Here is a 19,781-nt window from a genome sequence, read left to right on the forward strand (position 1 = left end):
GGGGCGACCGGCCCGGGTGATCAGCTCGGGCGATCAGCCCGGATGACCGGCTGACGGCCGGCCGGGGCACCGGGCCGGAGGGAGCGCGCGACCGCGGTCGCGCGCTCCCTCGCGTTCCGGGTCCGAGGCTTCCGTGCGCTCCGGGTCCGGAACCCCCGCATCCGTGCGCCCGGCGACCCCGGACGCACGGAAGCGCGCGACGCCGTCAGCCGGCGAAGTGGCAGGCCGCCTTCCTCTCCGCCGCGTCTCCCGCGTCTCCCGGGCCGTGGACCTCGAGGGGAGGGGCCTCGGTCCGGCAGACGTCCTGGGCCATGACGCAGCGCGGGTTGAAGGAGCAGCCCGGAGGCGGGTCGGCGGGGCTGGGCGGGTCGCCCGGCAGGACGATCCGCTCGCGGGCGAGCTCCACCTCCGGGTCGGGGACCGGTACGGCCGACAGCAGCGCCCTGGTGTAGGGGTGGGCCGGGGCGGTGTAGACGGCGTCGCGTGAGCCGATCTCCACGACGCGGCCGAGATACATCACCGCGACCCGGTCGCAGACGTGCCGCACCACCGACAGGTCGTGGGCGATGAACAGGTACGCCAGGCCCAGCTCCCGCTGGAGGTCGGCCAGCAGGTTGACGATCTGCGCCTGGATCGACACGTCCAGCGCCGAGACCGGCTCGTCGCAGACGATCAGCCTGGGCCGGGACGCCAGCGCGCGGGCGATGCCGACGCGCTGGGCCTGGCCGCCGGAGAACTCGTGCGGGTAGCGGTCGGCGTGCTCGGCGCCCAGGCCGACCATCTCCAGAAGCTCGATCACGCCGCGCCGGTCCAGCAGCCGCGTCGGACCGGAGACGATCCGCTCGACGGTCTGGCGGGGGTTCAGCGACGCGAACGGATCCTGGAAGATCATCTGGATGTCGCGGCGGAACGGGCGCATGCCGCGCGGGCCGAGCCGGGTGATGTCGTGGCCGTCGAAGGCGACGGTGCCGCCGGTCGGCTCCAGCAGCCGGACGATCATCCGGCCGGTGGTGGACTTGCCGCAACCGGACTCCCCGACGAGGCCGAGGGTCTCTCCCGGCCACACGTCGAAGGTGACGCCGTCCACGGCCCTGACCCCGTTCCGCCTCCCGAAGGTCATCCGCAGGTCCCGCACGGACAGCAGCGGCGTGGACCGGGGCCCGGCCTCCGGCGCCGCGTCGGGTACGGCGCCCGGCGCGTCGGCCGGCCGGACGGGCGACGTCCCGGTCATCGCGGGCCTCCAGGGGTTTCGTCCAGGTGGCAGGCCGTACGGTGGACCGGCCCGGCCGGGGAGCCTTCCGGGTCCACCAGCCGGAGCGCGCGGCCCGCACGGACCTCGTGAAGTTCACGGATCCCATGGAGCTCGCGGAGCTCGCGGAGCTCGGGCGCCTCGGTGACGCAGGCGTCGTCGGGGGTCGCGGCGTAGCGGGCGCAGCGGGGATGGAACCGGCAGCCGGACGGCGGCGCGAGCAGCGACGGCGGGCTGCCGGGGATGGCCCTCAGCCGCCCCTTGGCCGCCGGTCCCGCCACGCCTCCGCCCGGCACGCCTCCGCCCGCCGTACCCTCGCCCGCCGGGCCCGGAGAGCCCTCGGCCGCCGGATCCGGAGAGCCCTCCGCGCCTCCGGCCGGCAGACGGGGAGCGGAGGCGAGCAGCCCCTGCGTGTAGGGGTGCCGGGGAGACCTGAAGATCTCCCGCACCGGGGCGTGCTCGACGGTGCGGCCGCCGTACATCACCAGGACCTCGTCGGCGACCCGCGCCACGACGCCCAGGTCATGGGTGATCATCATGACGGCGATGCCGCGGTCCCGCTGGATCCTCCCGATCAGTTCGAGGATCTGCGCCTGCACGGTCACGTCCAGGGCGGTGGTGGGCTCGTCGGCGATGAGCAGGTCCGGCTCGCAGGACAGGGCCATCGCGATCATCACGCGCTGCCGCATGCCGCCGGAGAAACGATGGGGGTGCTCGCCCGCGCGGCGCCTCGGCTCGGGGATGCCCACCTCGGCCAGCATCTCCACCGCGCGTTCCCGCGCCACCCGGCGTGGGACGCGCAGGTGCAGCCGGTACGCCTCGGCGATCTGCTCGCCGACGGTGTAGAAGGGGTGCAGGGACGACAGCGGATCCTGGAAGATCATCGCCATCCGCCGGCCGCGCAGCTCGCGGAGGCGGGAGGCGGGCGCGCCCACCAGCTCCTCGCCGTCGAAGACGATCGAGCCGGAGACGGCCGCCTCGCGGTGCAGGCCCATGATGGCCAGCGACGACACCGACTTGCCGGAGCCGGACTCGCCGACGACGCCGAGCGTGCGGCCCCGGTCCAGGTCGAAGCCGATCCCGTCCACCGCGGTCCCGGCGGGGAAGGCGACCCGCAGGTCTCTCACTCGCAGGATCACGCGTACCTCACACGGGGGTCGATCACCGCGTAGACGAGGTCCACGCCGAGGTTGGCCAGGGTGATGAAGAACGCCGCCAGCAGCGTCACGCCGAGCACGACGGGCTGGTCGGCCTTGAAGATCGCGTCGTAGGTGAGCTGGCCGACGCCGGGCAGGCCGAAGACGTGCTCGGTGATGACGGCCCCGGCGAGCAGCCCGCCCAGGTCCATGCCGAAGATCGTCACTATGGGGGTGAGCGCCGAGCGCAGACCGTGCTTGGTGACGACGGTCCGCTCGTACAGGCCCTTGGCGCGGGCCGTCCTGATGTACGGCTCCGCCATCGTCTCGATCATCGAGGCCCGGGTGAGCCGGGCGTACATGGCGGCGTACAGGCTGGCGAGCGTCATCCAGGGCAGCAGCAGGTTGCCCGCCCAGGCGGCCGGGCCCTCGGCGAACGGCCGGTAGTCGGGGTAGGGCAGCCATTCGAGCCGCTGGACCAGGATCAGCAGCAGCATCATCGCGGTGAAGTAGACCGGCGCGGATGCGGAGGCCAGCGTGGCGGCCATGAGCGAGCGGTCGAGCGTGGTCCCCCGGCGCAGGGCCGCGACCAGCCCGACGGCCAGGCCGCCGGCCAGCCAGAGCACGGCCGAGCCGAGGGCCAGCGAGGCGCTCACCGGCAGGCGGTCGGTCAGCAGGTCCCAGACGGGCAGCGCGTTCTGGTAGGAGTAGCCGAAGCAGGGGACCGAGCACTCCAGCGCGGCCGGGCCGTCGCCCAGCGTCCGGCCGGTGAAGATCCCGGCCACGTAGCCGCCGAACTGCTCGTACACCGGCCGGTCCAGGCCCATCTGCGTCCGCACCAGCGCCACCTGCTCCGGGGTGCAGGTCTTGCCGCAGGCGTGGGTGGCCGGGTCGGAGGGCAGCACGTAGAAGACGGCGAAGGTCACCGCGCAGATGACGAGCAGCACGCCCGCCACCGCGGCGAGCCGCCGCAGCAGGTAGCGGGTCATCGGCCGCCTCCCTTCGGGTCGAGGGCGTCGCGCAGCGCGTCGCCCAGCAGGGTGAAGGCCAGCACGGTCAGGAACAGGCAGACGCAGGGGATCATGAAGTACGTCGGCGCGACCTGGTACCAGAGCAGCCCGTTGTCGATCATCTGACCCCACGAGGGGGTGGGCGGCCGCACGCCGACGCCGAGGAAGGACAGCGCGGCCTCGGTGCCGATGTTGGCCGGGATCGCCAGCGTCGTGTAGACGAGGATCGGCGCGGCGATGTTGGGCAGGATCTCCCTCAGCAGGATGTGCGGTCCCATCGCTCCGTTGACCCGCGCGGCGTCCACGAACTCCCGGTGCCGGACGCTCATCGTCTGCCCGCGCACGATGCGCCCCACGTACGGCCAGCTGAACACGCTCATGATCAGCACGAGCAGCAGCACGCGGTCGGTGCCCGGCGCGATGGACAGCAGGGCCAGCATGAAGATCAGGCTCGGGAAGGACATCACCAGGTCCATGATCCGGCTGAGCACGGTGTCGACCCTGCCGCCGAGGTACCCGGCGACCAGGCCGACCGCGGTGCCGGCGAGCACGGTGACGGCCGTCGCGGCGACCGCGATCAGCAGCGACACCCGCGCGCCGTACACGACGCGGCTGAAGACGTCGCGCCCGTTGCCCGGCTCGACGCCGAGCCAGTGCTCGGCGCCGATCCCGCCGAAGTCGCCCTTGGGCACCCCGCCGAGCGCCTGGTCGATCGCGTTCTTGTCGAAGGTCTCGGGCTGCCAGCCGTTCAGCCCGGTCAGCAGCGGGGCGGCGAGCGCCGCCACGACGAAGACCGTCACGATGGCGAGGCCGAGGAGCGCGGCCGGGTCGCGCCGGAGCCGCTCGTAGGCGATGCGCCCGGGGGAGCGGCCCCGGACGGCGGGGGCCGCGACGGCCGTCGCGACCCCCTGCGGCGCGGCGGTGGTCACTTCCTGATCCCGAGGGTGGCGTAGTCGAACTGGCCTGACCAGATCAGGTGGCCGAACGCGCCGCCGACCTTGGAGCCGGTGAGCAGCGGCTTGCGGATCCAGAGCAGCGGGATCATCGGAGCCTTCTTCATGATCTCGGCGTCCAGGCCGACCCAGGCGCGGTCGGCGGCCTTGAGGTCGGTCATGGCCCGGATCCCGTCGATCCCGTCCATGGTCTCCTTGTCCCGGAACAGGGACACGTTGCCGCTGTTGCCCTTGTCGGTGATGGTGCGGCCGTCGAAGAGCATCGGGATGAACGAGGATCCGGACGGGTAGTCCTGGCACCAGCCGTAGAGGGCCAGCCCGTCGAACTTGGCGGTGTCGCCGATGGTGTCGTAGTAGACCGACGGGTCGAAGGTGCTGATCTCGGTCTCGACGCCGACGCGCTTGAGCGACTCCTGGATCGCGGTGGCGGCCCCCTTGTCGCCGGTGGAGGCGTACAGCGTGATCCTGACCGGCGTCGCCACGCCGGACTCGGCGATCAGCGCCTTGGCCTTCGCCACGTCACCGGTCGGCGGGATCTTCAGGGTGTCCTGCGGGACGCCCGCGGACAGCGACGGCGGCAGGTAGGCGGTGGCGACCGTGCCGGCGGCCGGTCCGCCCTTGACGGTCTGGTACGCCTCCTTGTCGATCGCGTACTGCAGGGCCAGGCGGAACCTCGGGTCGTCGAAGGGCGCCTTGGCGGTGTTCATGGCCAGGGTGTCGGTGCAGCCCCGGATCTCGTTGTGGAAGCGCGCCTTGACCTTGGGGTTTGTGAGGATCTTGGCGAAGCTCTCGCCGTTGACGTCGGCGTAGGTGACCGCGGTCCGGTCCTCGCCCTGGTCGGCGATGAGCCGGTCCACGATCACGCTCTGCCGCAGGCCCTGCCTGACGACGACCTTGTCCGGCAGCGCCTTGCGGACCGGGTCGGTGGCGGGGTCCCAGTGCTCGTTCCGGCTGAGCACGAGCTGCTTGCCCCGGTCGTAGGTGTCGATCTTGTACGGTCCCGAGGAGAAGACGCGGTTGTCGTACCGCGCCTTGGTGTCCCTGCTCCGGGGCACCGGCGCGAAGGTCGGCAGGGTGGCGTAGTACGGGAACTCGGCGACGGGGCGGTTGAGGTGGAAGACGATCGTCTTGTCGTCGGGCGTCTCGATCGACTTCAGCGGGCCGTCCCGGTAGGGGCCCCGGTACTTCTCGCCGCCGGTCAGGACCAGGCGGGCGTAGTTGGGGCCGCCGGGCAGCTCGGGGGCGAAGGACCGCTCCACGTTGTACTTGACGTCGGCGGCCACGATGGGGGAGCCGTCCTCGTACTTGAGGCCGTCCTTGAGGGTGAAGGTCCAGGTCATGCCGCTGTCGGACATCTCGCCGACGGTGGTGGCGAGGTCCGGGACGATCTGCAGGCTGGCCGGTCCCGGCTCGGACCTGTAGGTGACGAGGGAGCGGTAGAGGTAGCGCAGGCCGAAGTCCATCTCCGGCATCGTCCAGTTGCGGGTCGGGTCGAGGTGGGAGAAGTCCTGGTTGGACAGGATCGTGAGCGTCCCGCCCCTGGTGGCCTCACCGGCCGGGGGCTGAGAGCCGTTCCCGGAACGCCCGGCGGCGGGCGTCCCGCCGCTGCCGCAGGCCGCCGTGCCGAGCAGCACCGCCAGCGCGAGAAGGCAGGGGGCCGCCGTGGTCTTCACGGACATGTGTCACTCCACGTCGTTGTGGGGGGAGAGCGCGAGTGACACGTAACATAGTAATGTGAAATATTACCGGCAATAGTGCGTTACCGATCCGTAATTCGCCCGACCCGGTGTTCCCTCCGTTTCCCCGGTCCCGACCGGCGGCTTTCCCGCTCCCGGGATCCGCGACCTCTCCGGTCCCGTCCGGCGGCTTTCCCGCCCTCCGGTTCCGCGGTTTCCCCGGTCTCCGCCCGGTGGCTTCCGGCCCCCGGCCGGACGGCCCCGGTCCGGCCGTCAGATGAGCGGATGCACCTCGGGATGGGCGTCCCACCAGCGCCGGAACAGCGGGTTGTCGTCCACGTGGTCGGTGTAGGCGTCGGCCAGGCCGCGGTACAGCTCCGCCGCCTGCTCGGTGCCGAGCCGGTCCCGGCGCCAGGCCACGGTCAGCTTGGCGGTCTGCGGCTGACCGGCGAGCGGGCGGACGACCGTACCGGGCGCGGCGGGCCAGGTGGGATCGACCAGGCGGACCCCGAGGCCCGCCGCCACCAGCGGCCGGCCCGCGCCGCTCGGGGCGTCGTAGCGCACGTCGGGCTCGAACCCGGCCGCGCGGCAGGCGGCGCGCAGCGCGGCGAGCGAGCCGTCGTCGGCGCCCGGCGGGCTGATCCAGTGCTCGTCCCGCAGGTCGGCGAGCCGTACCTCCTCCCGTCCGGCCAGCCGGTGGTCCGCCGACAGGGCGACGAATATCGGATACCGGGGGACGAGCGTACGGCCGGTGACCGGCGCGGTCAGCGTGACGTCGAACCCCTCGACGATGCCGAGCAGCGCCACGTCGAGCTGCCCCTGCGCGAGCGCCGTGGCCAGCACCGTCGCCGAGGGTTCGATGCGCAGCGAGATCTCGTGCCCGGGAAGCCGCTCACCGATCCGGTCGACGATGCTCCCCACGCAGGACAGGTGCGCGCAGCCCAGCCGGAGGGTCTGCACCGCGGTGGGGACGCGCAGGTCGCCGAAGAGCGCGTCCACCTCCGTCAGCACGATGCGGGCGCGGGCGACGACCTGCCAGCCCAGCGGGGTCGGCTGCACCCCGGAGTGGCTGCGCACGAACAGCGCCCCGCCGACGATCTCCTCGACCCGGCGTAGCTGGTTGGTCATGGCCGGCTGGGACAGGCCCAGCCGGGCGGCGGCGCGGGTGACGCTTCCCATCTCCGCTATCGCACAGATCGTACGGAGATGCCTGATGTCGAGCTCCATAGCCAAGAATTATGTGACGGCTGATGACCATCGCATGAACTTCCCAAGCAAACTGCGACATAAGCGCGCGAACCGGTGAATGCACCGGGACGCGGGACCCCATAGCGGGGAGCCGACGCCGTCCTGCGGCGACGGCCCGCGCCCGGTCACGAGGCCACGGGAGACGTGCTCCCCGGTCCCTTCCGGGAGCGGAACCCCCCGAAAGGACGGCGACCCCCCCGACCCCGTGGGCCGCCTGCCCCTCACCACCTCGCCCCGGCTGACCGAGCCGATCTCGCGCGCCCTCGTGAACACCCCCCCGGAGGTTCAGTTGTCGATCAAACCACCCCCCGGCGAACTCGGGAAGCGTCTGCGGTCGCTCCTCACACCCGTGTTCGCCCTGGGAATCGTCCTCCAGCCGCTGGCGGCGTCCCCCGCCTCCGCCGCGGCCCCGGTTCCCGCGATCGCCGCCCCCGCCCCCCGCACCGTCGACAAGCCCCCGCCCGTCGGCGTGGACGCGGCCGACGACGCCCGGCACGCGGACGCGTCCTCACGGAAGGTCGAGGCACGCCCTCCGCGGCCCGCGTCGGACGACGCGCTGCGGCGCACCGTCGACAAGCCCGCCCGCACGTCGGAGCATCCGCGCCCCTCGGCGAAGTCGTCGAAGACGGCGGCAGCCGCGGCGGCGTGCAACGCGAGCGACTTCACCAGCAGATCCGGCAGCGCCCTCGTCCAGCAGATCAAGTCCTCGACCACCGACTGCGTCAACACGCTGTTCAGCCTGACCGGCGGTGACGCCTACTACGCCTTCCGCGAGTCGCAGATGGCCAGCGTCGCGTACGCGCTGCGCGACAACGCCGTCAACTACCCCGGTGACAACAGCACCGGCACCGCCCAGCTCGTGCTGTACCTGCGCGCCGGCTACTACGTGCAGTGGTACGACTCCGCCACCGTGGGCACCTACGGCCCCACGCTGCAGACCGCCATCCGCTCCGGCCTCGACGGCTTCTTCGGCAACTCCAGGGCCTTCACGGTCAGCGACGCCAACGGCGAGGTCCTCGCCGAGGCGGTCACCCTGATCGACAGCGCCCAGCAGAACGACCGCTACCTCGGGGTCATCAAGCGCCTGCTCAACGGCTACGACAGCTCCTACGACGCCCACTGGTGGATGCTCAACGCGGTCAACAACGTCTACACGGTGCTCTTCCGCGGCCACCAGGTCCCGGCGTTCGTCACCGCGGTCCAGGCCGACCCGAGCGTCCTGGACACCCTCAACGCCTTCGCGACGAGCCACCTCTCCCTGCTCGGCACCGACCGCAGCTACCTCACCTCCAACGCCGGCCGCGAGCTCGGCCGCTTCCTGCAGCACACCGCCCTGCAGGCCAAGGTCCGGCCGATGGCCAAGGACCTGCTCTCCCGCAGCCGGATCACCGGCCCCACCGCCCCGCTCTGGGTCGGCGTGGCCGAGATGACCGACTCCTACGACAAGGCCAACTGCTCCTCCTACGGCACCTGCAACCTGGCGCAGACCCTGGCGGTCAACGTCCTGACCATCAACTACACCTGCAGCTCCAGCATCAAGATCCGGGCCCAGGACATGACGTCCACCCAGCTCGCCGACAGCTGCCGCAGCCTCACCAGCCAGGACGCCTACTTCCACAACCTCGTCAAGGACGGCAACCGCCCGGTCTCCGGCGACAACAACACCACCATCGAGGTCTGCGTCTTCGACTCCAGCACCGACTACCAGACCTACGCCGGCGCGATGTTCGGCATCGACACCAACAACGGCGGCATGTACCTGGAGGGCGACCCGTCCGCCGCAGGCAACCAGCCGAGGTTCATCGCCTACGAGGCCGAATGGGTGCGGCCCGCCTTCGAGATCTGGAACCTCAACCACGAGTACACCCACTACCTCGACGGCCGGTTCGACATGTACGGCGACTTCAACGCCAATGTCACCACGCCGACCATCTGGTGGATCGAGGGCTTCGCCGAGTACGTCTCCTACTCCTACCGCGGGGTCGTCTACGACGCCGCGATCACCGAGGCGGCCAGGCGCACCTACGCGCTCAGCACACTGTGGAACACCACCTACTCCCACGACACCACCCGCATCTACCGCTGGGGCTACCTCGCCGTGCGGTACATGTTCGAAAGGCACCCCGCCGACGTCACCACCGTCCTCGGCTACTACCGCACCGGCAACTGGAACGCCGCCCGCACCTTCCTGACCGGCACCATCGGCAGCCGCTACGACAGCGACTGGCAGACGTGGCTGGCGGCCTGCGCGTCCGGCTCCTGCGCGGGCGGCGGCAGCGGCAACCAGACGCCGAGCGCGAGCTTCACCTTCACCGCCACCGGCCTCGCCGTGAACTTCACCGACACCTCCTCCGACCCCGACGGGACCATCGCCTCCCGCCGCTGGGAGTTCGGTGACGGGACGACGGCGACCTCGGCCAACCCCTCGCACACCTACGCCGCCGCGGGCACCTACCCGGTGAAGCTCACCGTCACCGACAACGCGGGCGCCACCGGGACCAGCACGCAGCAGGTCACGGTGACCACCGGCGGAAGCAGCACCCCGGAGTGCACCGCCCCCCGGACCGACGAGCTGGGCAGGAACTGCCAGCGCAGCAACGTGTCGGCGACCGCCGGCGACTACGCCTACTTCTACCTCAACGTCCCCGCGGGCACCACGAAGCTGACCATCACCTCCTCCGGGGGCACCGGGAACGCCGACCTCTACTACAGCCCCGCCTCCTGGGCCACCACCGCGAACTACACGGCCCGGTCCGCCAACGCGGGCAACGCCGAGACCCTGACCGTCAACAACCCGCCCGCCGGCTACGTCTACATCAGCCTCCACGCGGCGCAGACCTTCAGCGGAGCCACCCTGAAGGTTCAGTACTGACGCCGGTACTGACGCCCGCCTGAACCCCGCCGCGTCGCCGGGATCGGACCCACTCGTCCGGCCCCGGCGGCGCGGCCCGTTCTGGAGAAGGGATCACCGGTGGGTTCAACGGTGACCACGGCCCTGTCCGGAGGCGGGCAGGCCCGCCTCCGCATGCGGTGCCCGAGGCGGCTGAGGAGGTTCTCAGCGCCTCTCAGCGAAACCAAAGGCGCGGGGGAGCAGACTCCGAGGGTTTCTTTTCCGGCTCGCGGAGGTTCGTATGAAGCGGCGTTTCGATGACCGAGCGGTCGTGTCACCGGTCGGATGGTGGCGGCGGTGGCCGTCGTGGGCGGGTCACGCCGCGAGCGGGACGGCCGCCGCGTACGGTTGTGTGCTGCTGGTGGCCGAGCTCATGGGGTATCGGTCGTTCCTCGGCGTCACGGACCTCGGCCTGCCAGACGTCACGTCGCCGGGTGCGGTCGTGCTGCTCATCGGATCCGTGGTCGCGGCCGCCACCGTGCGCCCGTGGGGTGCGCGGTTGCCACCCGGTGTCGTCTCGGCGGGGGCGTGGGGCGTGGCGGCGCTGGCCCTGACGGGAAGCTGCTGGGTGCTGCTTGACCTGATCCAGCTGGTCCTGACCGGTGCCGTCACCGACCGCCACGGTGACAGTGACTGGGTGACCTTCGCCGAGCGGTCATGCCTGGCCGGAGTCGGAGCCCTGTTCGCGGCCACCGCGCTGGCGTACGCCCGCCGCAGTGCAGGCGTCTGCCCTCGGTGCGGCCGGGCGCATCCGCCGCGGACGTCGGGCCGGCGGCATCCCGCACCGCACGCGGCACCCCCCGCGGTACGGCGGATCGCCTACGCCGGCTGCTGCGCGTTCCTTCCGTACCTCCTCCTGCACGCCCTCGGCGCGGCCGGTGTCGCCGGGATCGAACCCGGCGGGTTCCGGCCCACCTGGTCCATGGTGCTGGCGGGAGCCGGTGGCGTCGGGCTCGCCGTGTTCCTGCTGCTGGGACTCGTCCGGCCGTGGGGCATGGTTTTTCCCCGCTGGACGTTGTGGCTCGCGGGCAGGCGGGTGCCCCGTTTCCTGCCGCTGGCACCGGTCTGGGTGATCGCCCCGACCCTCGCCCTGTACGGCCTCGGGAGTGGAATCCTCGCGGGCGTGGGTCTTCTAGGCGACGACCTGTTCGGCATCGGCGGAGCGGCGTCACTGGCGTTCGGCGGATACGGCTGGGCGCTGGCCGTCTCCGCCGTCTCCTATCAGCTCCGGACACGGCCCCTGTGCGTCCCAGCGAAAACGGCCACCATTTGACAGCCTCGGAGGGCCGTGCGCACCGCTGCGGGGATCCTAGGGGTGGATATTTAAATAATGGCACTTATTTTCTACATAAAGTGAAAAGTCGGGCGAACACGTTGATTTTCTTTTGTTCGCCACTAGAGGTGCGATCGGTGTGGTGGTTATTATTTCGTTATAATTTTCTGCGGTAGAGATCCTGCAGATAGCATGTGCGTCCTGACGGTGTGTCACCTCGCTTTCCGGAGGGCTCATGCGACGGGTTCCGGCTTCCCCCAAGGTGTCCTCGTGGCCGTCGGACACCTTCGTCGCGCGACTGCCCACAGAGGCGAGACGGACGCTGCTCGACCTTGGAACGGTTCGCACCTACCCGGCCGGCCATACGCTCATCCGTCAGGGCGAGCCGGGCAGTGTCGTCTTCGTCATCGTCCACGGCCTGGTCAAGGTGATCGCCTCCACCGAGCACGGCACGGAGTCATTGCTGGCCGTACGGGTCAGGGGAGATGTGATCGGCGACATGGCGGTGCTGGATGGCTCGGCGCGTTCGGCGACAGTGACCACCTGCGGGGTGACCTCCGCCAGGCTGCTCAAAGGGGAGGTCTTCCTCGGCTACCTGCGTCGCCATCCCTCGGCAGCCCTGGCTCTGAGCGTGCTGATGGGGGACCGGCTCCGCTGGGCGAACCAGCGGCGGCTGGAGTCCACAGGCTACGGCAGCGACGTGCGCCTGGCCCGGTTGCTGCTGGCCGTGGCCGCCCGGCACGGTAACCGGGTGCCCGAGGGCGTGGACCTGGGTGTCCCTCTCACCCAGGTGGAGCTGGGTGACCTGATCTGCGCGAAGGAGAGCACCGTACACAAGGCCCTGCGCGATCTGGCGGAACGGGGGCTGGTGCTGCGGGTCGGGCATCGGCGGGTCGTCATCAGTGACCTGCCCGGGCTCATGGCCTTCGCCGACATGGATCCGCTTTCGCCGAATAATCCGCCTCCAAAGGCGTACTAATCCGGGTTTCCCGCCGTCGATCCTCTGCACACTCGGCACAGGCGCGCGACCGCGCGGCCACGGAGTCAGGAGGAGACATGATCGACCAACGGGAACACCGCTTGATGATCACCTCGGACATCGAGCGCTACGGCGACCGTAACGACGGCGACCAGGTACGGCTGCAGCGGATCCTCAAGGGGGTCCTCGACGTCGCCGCCGTCACCGCCGGACTGGAGCCGGACGAATGGAAGCGCCAGCCGCAGGGGGACGGGGAGTTCACCGTCCTGCCGTCCGGCACCGATGTGCCGACCGTCCTCGAACTGTTCGTCACCGCCCTCGCCGAGAACATCGCGTCGGTCAACCGGGGGCGTTTCCGCCTGCGGATGCGCCTGGCGGTGCATCACGGCCCCATTCATGTGGACGGCGCCGCCGGCTCGCCGGGCGGCCACGCCGTACAGTCCGGGCGGATGGTGGGGGCCGACGCGTTGCGCGCCGCCATGGCCGCGTGTCCTGAGGCGGACCTCGGAGTGATCGTATCGGAGCGGGTCTTCGACGACTACGTCGGACAGGGGTACGGAGGACCCTCCATCGAGGAGTTCCGATTCGTCCGCGCCAAGGACAAGAGCGACGAGTATCGCGCTTACCTCCACCTGCCAGGGCACAACGTCCACCGGCTCCGCGAACTGGACCCCTATGACACTGAGCCCGGGGTTTCAGAGGGAAGCGGGAAAGCACAGGATTCCCAGGGCGGAGACGGTCGCTCCGCGGGCCGGGACCTGAACGGTGGCAACATCGTGAGCGGTGACAACCACGGCGGGCTGACCATGGGCGGCGACAACCACGGAACAGCTATCAACGGCGGTGAGCACCACCATGGGGACCGTTCCGGGGTCACCAACCACATCAGCGGCAACAGCACGGCTTACTCGGCCGGCCGGGACGGTTATTTCGGTGACGTTCCCCGACGCAGGAGGCCGTCGCGATGACCGAGGCCACTCCCGGCGAGGGTGCCGACCCCAGAGACGCGGCGGACACCGGTGAGAGGGCGGCGCAGGCCGGTCCGGAACCCCCGATCGGAGATCACGACGGGGGCGGTGGATCCGCTGAGCGGGACGATTCCAGAAACGATCCTGGAGGGAATGAACCCTCTTTGGGTGACCGCATCCACCAAGAGGAGGTGGGCCGGCGGCTGCGCCGGGAGAGCCTGCGCATGATCAAGGCCGGTCAGGGCGCCACCGACGGGTGGGGCGGCCCTTCCGGAGTCGCCAACTGGCTCACTGATGATGCCGTGGCGTACAGCGCCGGCCGTGATCTCTACTACTACGTCTCCTCTCCGGACGGATCGCGTGTCCTCACCCCAGCGATAGGCGCCGAGGAGGTAGAGCGGATCAAGAACTGCCTGGTCCGCACCGAGTCACAGGAGCGGCTGACTCGGCTGCTGACCGATCGGCGTGTCGTGCTGCTGCGCGGGCCGCAGCACACCGGGAGGGCCACGACGGCCGTCGCCGCCCTCCTGGAGACCACTGTGTCGTGTCACCGGTTGATGATCGAGGACCCCACCGAGGTGAACGCCTCCCACCTGGAGAGGGACGTCGGCTACCTGCTCCGCGCAGACGGGATGACATGGGCGGCGCAGTTGGAGGCGATAGCCGATCACTTGGCGGACGTGGCGGCGAGCAGCGAGAGCCGCATGGTCATCCTGGCCGACACCGAATGCGCTCTTCCGGATCGAATGGTGGACCACGTTCCGTCCGCCGCCGAGGATGTGCTGCGTGGAACACTGGTTCATCTGCTGGGTGATCCTGACGCCTGGGGCGCTTATCGGCTGGATGGCAGCGGGATCGACCAGTGGCTGTCCGACTGCAGGCCCGGCGATGCCTGGTTCCTGGCCGAGCGGCTCGCGGAGGGCATCACACGGGGCCGATCCATCGCCGACGTGTTGAAGGACCGGTTGGCGCCAAGGCAAACCCGCCTGCGCAAACACCTCGACGGAGAGCTGAGTGACCTCGGCCTGTGCTTCCTGGTGAGCGGCGCGGTCTTCCACGGTCTGACCGAGGCGGTCGTGTCGGAGTGCGCGATCGACCTCGCTCGCCACCTGCCGACCGGCAGGCACAAGGACGAAGAACCCGACGCCGCGCCGTTACGGGAGCGGCTGGAGACGTGGCTCGGCGATTTCGGGATCACCACGGTGCCGGGCCAGGCTCCCGGGGAGGGGCGGCGTGTTCATCTCGGGAGGCAGGCGTCCTGGCTGTTGCCGAAAATCTGGGAGGAACTGCCGGGAATCCGCGAGTACCTCCACGACTGGCTGTTGCGGCTGGACGAGGCGGCGGAGGAGGACGTACAGGTCAAGGTGGCGTATGCCTTCGGGCTCATCTCCACCTGCGATTTCGACCTGATCGAGAAGAAGTTCTTCGACAAATGGAGCAAAAGCCCAGAGGTGCGTTTGAAGACCCTCGCCGCCTGGGCGCTGGAGGCCGCCGTCAACGACCCCCAGACGAAGGAGCGGGCGGAGCGACTGCTGCGAGAGTGGGCACGGCTCGGTTCCCCTCAGCAGCAGGTGACGGCGGCGATGGCCTACGGCTCGTCCATCGGCCGGAAGAACATCGACGACGCACTCACCGCATTCCGCCGGGTCACCTGGGCGCCGAAGATGTTCCGGATCTGTGAAGCCGTCGCTCGATCGGTGGCCGACGTCTACGCCGCGGAGACCGCGCGTCCCGTCCTCGCCGAGCTGGTCGAGTGGGCGCGTAGCGAGCGACCGGGTGCTCGGCTCGCCGCCGCGCTCGCCCTGGCCCGGATCGCTCCAGCGGACAGAGCCGGAATCCGGCCGCCGCTGACCGGGTACGCCACCGATGACGAGCTGACCGATCTGTGGATCAGGTCACTGGAATTCGATATCTCCTCCGATGACGCCCGGCGCGATGCTGATGATGCTCGGCGCGGCGCCGATATGAGGGGCTGGCTCTGGCAGGTCTTCGCCAGCTGGGTAGCGGCGTGGGAGAAGCAGCCGTCGCTACGTCCGGTCATCGAAGGTGTCTTCCGCGTCGGCGGGGCACGCGATCCCCGGTTCCGCCGTACCTGCAAGATCCATCTGTTGGTGTGGGAGCGGCAGGGCAAGGCGTCACACTCTCTTGTCCGTCACCTGGCTCGCGTCATGCGGGACACCCAGATCACGAAAGGTGGATGACCTGTGTTCTCTCTCATTCAGCGCTTCGACACCACCCCCGCTCCCATCCCCGAGGACATCGACCTTCCCCCGTTCGCCGCGCCGGCGCTGGGTGAGGTGTTCGATTTCACCGTCGCCGTCCGATTGTCATGGCGGTCGAGTGGCAGACGCGCCCTGTGGCCCGACCAGGCGGAGCTCGACCAGATCGACCGGATCGTCCGGCGGACTGTGCGCGCCACCACCCGCGGCCACTCCGTCTTCGAGGTGGAGGCCGCCGAAGCGGCTGTCGGACGGGCACTGGGACAGCGGCTGGACGACGTGCCGCGCACCGACCCGGAGATCGTCTGCAGGTGGAGCGCTCTTGCTGAGCTGGCCCTTCCCGAGGATGCCAGGCAAGCCAGACGCGATCACCTCAGCGAGATGTACCGGATCGAGGCCAGGGCACGGGAGACGAAACTGCGGGTGGACAAGCTCCGGGAGAGCGGTGAGGTCTGGAAGGTCCTCCTGCAGGAGGCCGGTACCGATCCCCTCGCCCGCTACGCTGTCCGGCTGGCCGCCGGCGCCGGGGACGGGGAGGTCGCCGGTACTGTCGAGCAGATGCTCGACCAGAGCCGGAAGGACGCGGAGGAACTGCTCCTCCTCGTCGCGAAGATCACCGAGGCGCAGCGGACGGCCGATGTCCATGACATCGTGCTCGCCAGTGATGAGGCGCTGCGGACCGCCTTCAAGCGGCTTGGGATCCCTCTGCCGCAGAGTGATCCCGACGCCATGTTCCGTTCTCTCGACGAGGCATCCTGACCTCCGTGCCGGGACGGGCCGTGTGCCCGTCCCGGCACGGAGGTCAGCCGGTCAGCGCCGTCAAAGCCAACCAGGCGACGGTGGCGACCGGCATCAGGACCAGCCAGGGCAGGCCACGTCTGATCCGCTCGTGCTTGGCCAGAGCGATGTCGGCGAACGTGGAGATCAGTGTCCACACCTCCCGCTGCTGCCGCGTCGCGTCGGCCAGGTCAGGCTGCCCGGCCTGCCGTACCAGGCCGAACCTGGTGGGGATGCCGGGGCCGAGCAGCCGGGGACGCAGGGCGGCGAGGAGGTGGTGACCGGAGACCAGGCATCCGGTCACGAAGACCACGGCCACCACGACCACGGTCACCGCCGCCGGTGTCCCGGTCGCCCATATCTCCCGTACGGCGCCGGCCTGGGTGGCGGCGATCGCGGTGAACCCGAGATGGACGGTGGAGACGGTGGCCGCCTTGGCGTCGGCCTGCTGGACATAGCCGTGGAAGATGGTCAGTGCCTGCAGGGCGACGGTGAGCGACTCAGTCGCGCTCAGCTCGTCACGGGGTGTGCGCCGCGCCATCTGGGCCTCCGGAGGCGGTGGTGTCGGGACACCCCCAGCCTCCGTCGCGCCCATGGATGGGAACCCGTACTTTTACGGGCTTACCAGGTTTTTCGGGTTCCGTGAGCGAAGGCCCCGTACGGCGAGCGCCCCCGGTGAACGGGAGACGCGAACGGCCGGTGTCGCCCCGGCCTACCTGTTGCGGCGGCGGGTGTCGGCGACGTACTCGTCCACCACCTCGCGGGTCGCCCGCAGCGCCGCCTCCGAGGTCTCGAAGGTGCGCTGGGCGATGCCGACGAAGATGCAGTCGACGATCAACAGCTGGCTGATCCGGCTGGCCAGCGCGCCGGGCCGGAACGCGGTCTCCCGGCCCGCCGAGACCAGGACGTGGTCGGCCAGCTCCGCCAGCGACGAGCGCGGGTTGTTGGTGATCGCGACCGTGGCCGCGCCCGCCTTGTGCGCCACCCGCATCGGCGCCAGCACGTCCGGCGTCTCCCCGGAGGTGCTCACCCCCACCGCCACGTCCTGCGGGCGGAGCAGGGCCGCGCTGGTCAGCGCGAGGTGGGAGTCGGTGAACGCGTGGCCGGACAGGCCGATGCGCATCAGCTTCTGCTCCATGTCGATCGCGACGAGCCCGGAGGCGCCCACGCCGTAGACGTCCACCCGGCGGGCCGCGGCGACGGCCTCGATCACCGCGCCCAGCCGGTCGGGGTTCAGCTGGGCCGAGGTGTCGGCCAGCGCCTCGGACTCGGCCCTGGCCACCTTGGCGATCACGTCGGTGAGCGGGTCGTCGGGCCCCAGGTCGCCGGGGACGAGCCGCTCGGGCTCCTCCCTGGCCACCGCGGCGGCCAGCGCGAAGCGGAGCTGGGAGTAGCCGGCGAAGCCCAGGGCGCGGGCGGTGCGCACGATCGTGGCCTCGCTCGTCCCGGAGACCGCGCTGAACTCGGTGATGGTGCTGCGTGCGACCATGCCGGGGTCGTCGAGGATGAGGCGGGCGATGGCCTGGGCGGCCGGCGTCAGCGACGGCAGGACGGCCCGCACCGTGGCCACCAGGTTCCCCGGTGTGGGGTCGTCATGGTCGTTCATCGATTACCTCCAGCGTGGAGACCCGGTTCTCAGGCCGGAGGTCACCGCCCGGCTCGCCTCTCCTGTCGGGATCAAGCCTATTGTCCGCAGGTCAGCTGGAGAGCGACGATCCGGGCTGAAACCCGGGAAATACCGTGGGTCGCGATGTGGACGGCGCCGGTGGGCTCTCCGGGCACGCCGGTCTCGACCACGATCGCGTCGGGGCGCAGCCGTACGGCGCGGGCCAGGATCTCGGCCGCCCACGGCTGGCGGTGGGCGTCGTGCGTCACCAGCACGAGCGGGCGGCCCTCCTCGCCGCCCTCACCGAGTTCGGGCAGCTCGGGGGAGTCGGGGGTGACGGTGTGCCCGGCGGTGCCCGGCATCAGCTCGGTCATGGCGCCGAAGATGCCGGTGGGCGTGCCGGGGGCCACCGCGAGGTTGAGCCGCGGGGCGATGTCCACGACCAGCGGCGGGCGGGTGAGCGGGAGCGCGGGCGCGAGGCGGGCGTCCCGTACGGTGACCCGCAGGGCGGCGCGGGCGGCCTCCATCCCCAGCTCCCCGGAGCCCGTCCCGAGGTCACCGGAGGCCTCCTCTCGCTCCCCGGCCACCTTGGCGCGGGCGGCGGCGTTCGCGGCGTGCCAGGCCGCCAGGTCCAGCACGCGCGCCGCGGCCTCGGCCAGTCGCTCCTCGGGCAGCTCGCCGCGGCGGACGGCCGCCACGATCGCGTCGCGCATCGCGAAGACGCTCTCCCCACCGGGGGAGGAGGTGCCCACGCAGATCGCGTCGGCCCCGGCGGCCAGGGCGCGGACGGCGAGCTCGCCGGGCGGGTACAGGGCCGCCACGGCGCCCATCTCGATCGCGTCGGTGACCAGCATGCCGTCGAAGCCCAGCTCCTCGCGGAGCAGCCCGGTCAGGATCCGGGGGCTGAGCGTGGCGGGACGGTCGGGGTCGAGGGCGGGCACCAGCAGGTGACCGCACATGACGGCCCGGACGCCGCTCTCGATGGCCGCCCGGAACGGCGGCAGGTCCCGCTCGCGCAGCAGGTCGAGGGAGGCGTGCACGGTGGGCAGCGCCAGGTGGGAGTCGGTGACGGTGTCTCCGTGGCCGGGGAAGTGCTTGGCGCAGGCGGCCACCCCCGCGCCCTGCATGCCCCTGACCCAGGCCGCGGTGTGCCGGGAGACCAGCGCGGGGTCGCCGCCGAAGGAGCGGATGCCGATCACCGGGTTGCGCGGGTCGGCGTTGACGTCGGCGTCGGGGGCGTAGTCCAGGGTGATCTCGGCCGCGCCGAGCATGCGGCCGATGCCCCGGGCGACCCGCTCGGTACGGTCGGCGTCGTCGGCCACGCCGAGCGCGAGGTTGCCCGGCCAGGAGCTGCCGGCCGCCGCCTCCAGGCGGGTGACCGCACCGCCCTCCTCGTCGACCGCGACGACCACGTCCGGGTTCTCCCGCCGCAGGGCGGCGACCAGTTCGGCGGTCTGCGCCGGGCCGGTGATGTTGCGGGCGAAGAGCACGGCGCCGCCGAGGCCCTCACCGAGCGCCCGCCGCAGCCACTCGGGCGGCTCGGTGCCGTCGAAGCCGGGCTGGAGCACCGTCATGGCCATCCGGGCCAGGCCGGGGTCGCCGGAGGACCCGCCGGGCCGGCCGCGACCACCGGGGGACGTGCTGCCGGACATGTTCTCGCTCATCGCCACCTTCTCACCGGGACTCACCGGGCGTCCTGGGCAGGTTACACATCCATGACACTTTCTTTCATCTTCATTGCTTCAAAAGTAGATTTCTGCCATCCTCGCCGTCGAGACCCCCGCGATCGACCCCGTG

The 19,781-nt window shown here is 70.9% G+C and carries 15 protein-coding genes; 6 read left to right on the forward strand and 9 right to left on the reverse strand.

Annotated features, from left to right (window positions below; genetic code table 11):
* Positions 1 to 205: 205 nt before the first annotated feature.
* The 6 genes from ACFYSC_RS29145 to ACFYSC_RS29170 all read right to left on the reverse strand — a co-directional run bounded on the left by ACFYSC_RS29145 (position 206) and on the right by ACFYSC_RS29170 (position 7,251).
* Entirely contained in the window at positions 206 to 1,231 is a 1,026-nt protein-coding gene (locus ACFYSC_RS29145; protein WP_389968052.1) for an ABC transporter ATP-binding protein, read from the reverse strand.
* Positions 1,228 to 2,388 (reverse strand): ABC transporter ATP-binding protein, encoded by a 1,161-nt coding sequence (locus tag ACFYSC_RS29150; protein ID WP_389968054.1) that lies wholly within the window; start codon positions 2,386 to 2,388, stop codon positions 1,228 to 1,230. The genes ACFYSC_RS29145 and ACFYSC_RS29150 overlap by 4 nt, the downstream gene beginning before the upstream one ends.
* Positions 2,385 to 3,374 carry an ABC transporter permease gene (locus tag ACFYSC_RS29155; protein WP_362938446.1) on the reverse strand — a complete coding sequence of 330 codons (990 nt, stop codon included), beginning with the start codon at positions 3,372 to 3,374 and terminating at the stop codon, positions 2,385 to 2,387. Before ACFYSC_RS29155 ends, ACFYSC_RS29150 begins: the two co-directional genes overlap by 4 nt.
* Entirely contained in the window at positions 3,371 to 4,324 is a 954-nt protein-coding gene (locus ACFYSC_RS29160; protein WP_389968056.1) for an ABC transporter permease, read from the reverse strand. The genes ACFYSC_RS29155 and ACFYSC_RS29160 overlap by 4 nt, the downstream gene beginning before the upstream one ends.
* Positions 4,321 to 6,027, reverse strand: coding sequence for an ABC transporter substrate-binding protein (locus tag ACFYSC_RS29165; RefSeq protein ID WP_362938440.1), 1,707 nt, complete (start codon positions 6,025 to 6,027; stop codon positions 4,321 to 4,323). Before ACFYSC_RS29165 ends, ACFYSC_RS29160 begins: the two co-directional genes overlap by 4 nt.
* A gap of 270 nt (positions 6,028 to 6,297) precedes the next feature.
* Positions 6,298 to 7,251, reverse strand: a complete 954-nt coding sequence (locus tag ACFYSC_RS29170; protein WP_389968059.1) for a LysR family transcriptional regulator — start codon at positions 7,249 to 7,251, stop codon at positions 6,298 to 6,300.
* A 310-nt stretch (positions 7,252 to 7,561) separates the two neighbouring features.
* Here ACFYSC_RS29170 and ACFYSC_RS29175 point away from each other — a divergent pair, with 310 nt between their 5' ends.
* From ACFYSC_RS29175 to ACFYSC_RS29200, 6 genes are all read left to right on the forward strand, one after another.
* A complete protein-coding gene (locus ACFYSC_RS29175; protein WP_389968061.1) occupies positions 7,562 to 10,144 on the forward strand; it encodes a collagenase in 2,583 nt (860 codons plus the stop codon).
* A 289-nt stretch (positions 10,145 to 10,433) separates the two neighbouring features.
* Complete coding sequence (locus tag ACFYSC_RS29180) at positions 10,434 to 11,435, forward strand: hypothetical protein (protein ID WP_389968063.1); 1,002 nt, start codon at positions 10,434 to 10,436, stop codon at positions 11,433 to 11,435.
* 235 nt (positions 11,436 to 11,670) lie between these two features.
* The gene (locus tag ACFYSC_RS29185) at positions 11,671 to 12,414 is read left to right on the forward strand and encodes a Crp/Fnr family transcriptional regulator (protein ID WP_389968065.1); all 744 of its coding nucleotides are present in this window, start codon (positions 11,671 to 11,673) and stop codon (positions 12,412 to 12,414) included.
* Between the two features lie 77 nt (positions 12,415 to 12,491).
* Positions 12,492 to 13,382 (forward strand): hypothetical protein, encoded by an 891-nt coding sequence (locus tag ACFYSC_RS29190; protein WP_389968067.1) that lies wholly within the window; start codon positions 12,492 to 12,494, stop codon positions 13,380 to 13,382.
* Positions 13,383 to 13,546: 164 nt separating this feature from the next.
* Positions 13,547 to 15,583, forward strand: a complete 2,037-nt coding sequence (locus ACFYSC_RS29195) for a hypothetical protein (protein ID WP_389968069.1) — start codon at positions 13,547 to 13,549, stop codon at positions 15,581 to 15,583.
* Positions 15,584 to 15,586: 3 nt separating this feature from the next.
* Positions 15,587 to 16,360: a hypothetical protein gene (locus ACFYSC_RS29200; protein ID WP_389968071.1), complete on the forward strand. Its 774-nt coding sequence runs from the start codon at positions 15,587 to 15,589 to the stop codon at positions 16,358 to 16,360.
* Positions 16,361 to 16,403: 43 nt separating this feature from the next.
* Here ACFYSC_RS29200 and ACFYSC_RS29205 read toward each other — a convergent pair whose 3' ends face one another.
* The 3 genes from ACFYSC_RS29205 to ACFYSC_RS29215 form a co-directional block, all read right to left on the reverse strand.
* Positions 16,404 to 16,919 (reverse strand): hypothetical protein, encoded by a 516-nt coding sequence (locus tag ACFYSC_RS29205; RefSeq protein ID WP_389968073.1) that lies wholly within the window; start codon positions 16,917 to 16,919, stop codon positions 16,404 to 16,406.
* Between the two features lie 171 nt (positions 16,920 to 17,090).
* Positions 17,091 to 17,984 (reverse strand): MurR/RpiR family transcriptional regulator, encoded by an 894-nt coding sequence (locus ACFYSC_RS29210; protein ID WP_389968075.1) that lies wholly within the window; start codon positions 17,982 to 17,984, stop codon positions 17,091 to 17,093.
* 77 nt (positions 17,985 to 18,061) lie between these two features.
* On the reverse strand, positions 18,062 to 19,648 hold the full coding sequence (locus tag ACFYSC_RS29215; protein ID WP_389968077.1) for a glycoside hydrolase family 3 protein: 1,587 nt from the start codon (positions 19,646 to 19,648) through the stop codon (positions 18,062 to 18,064).
* Between the last annotated feature and the right edge of the window lie 133 nt (positions 19,649 to 19,781).

The organism is Streptosporangium sp. NPDC004379 (assembly GCF_042873875.1).
Taxonomy (GTDB): Bacteria; Actinomycetota; Actinomycetes; order Streptosporangiales; family Streptosporangiaceae; genus Streptosporangium.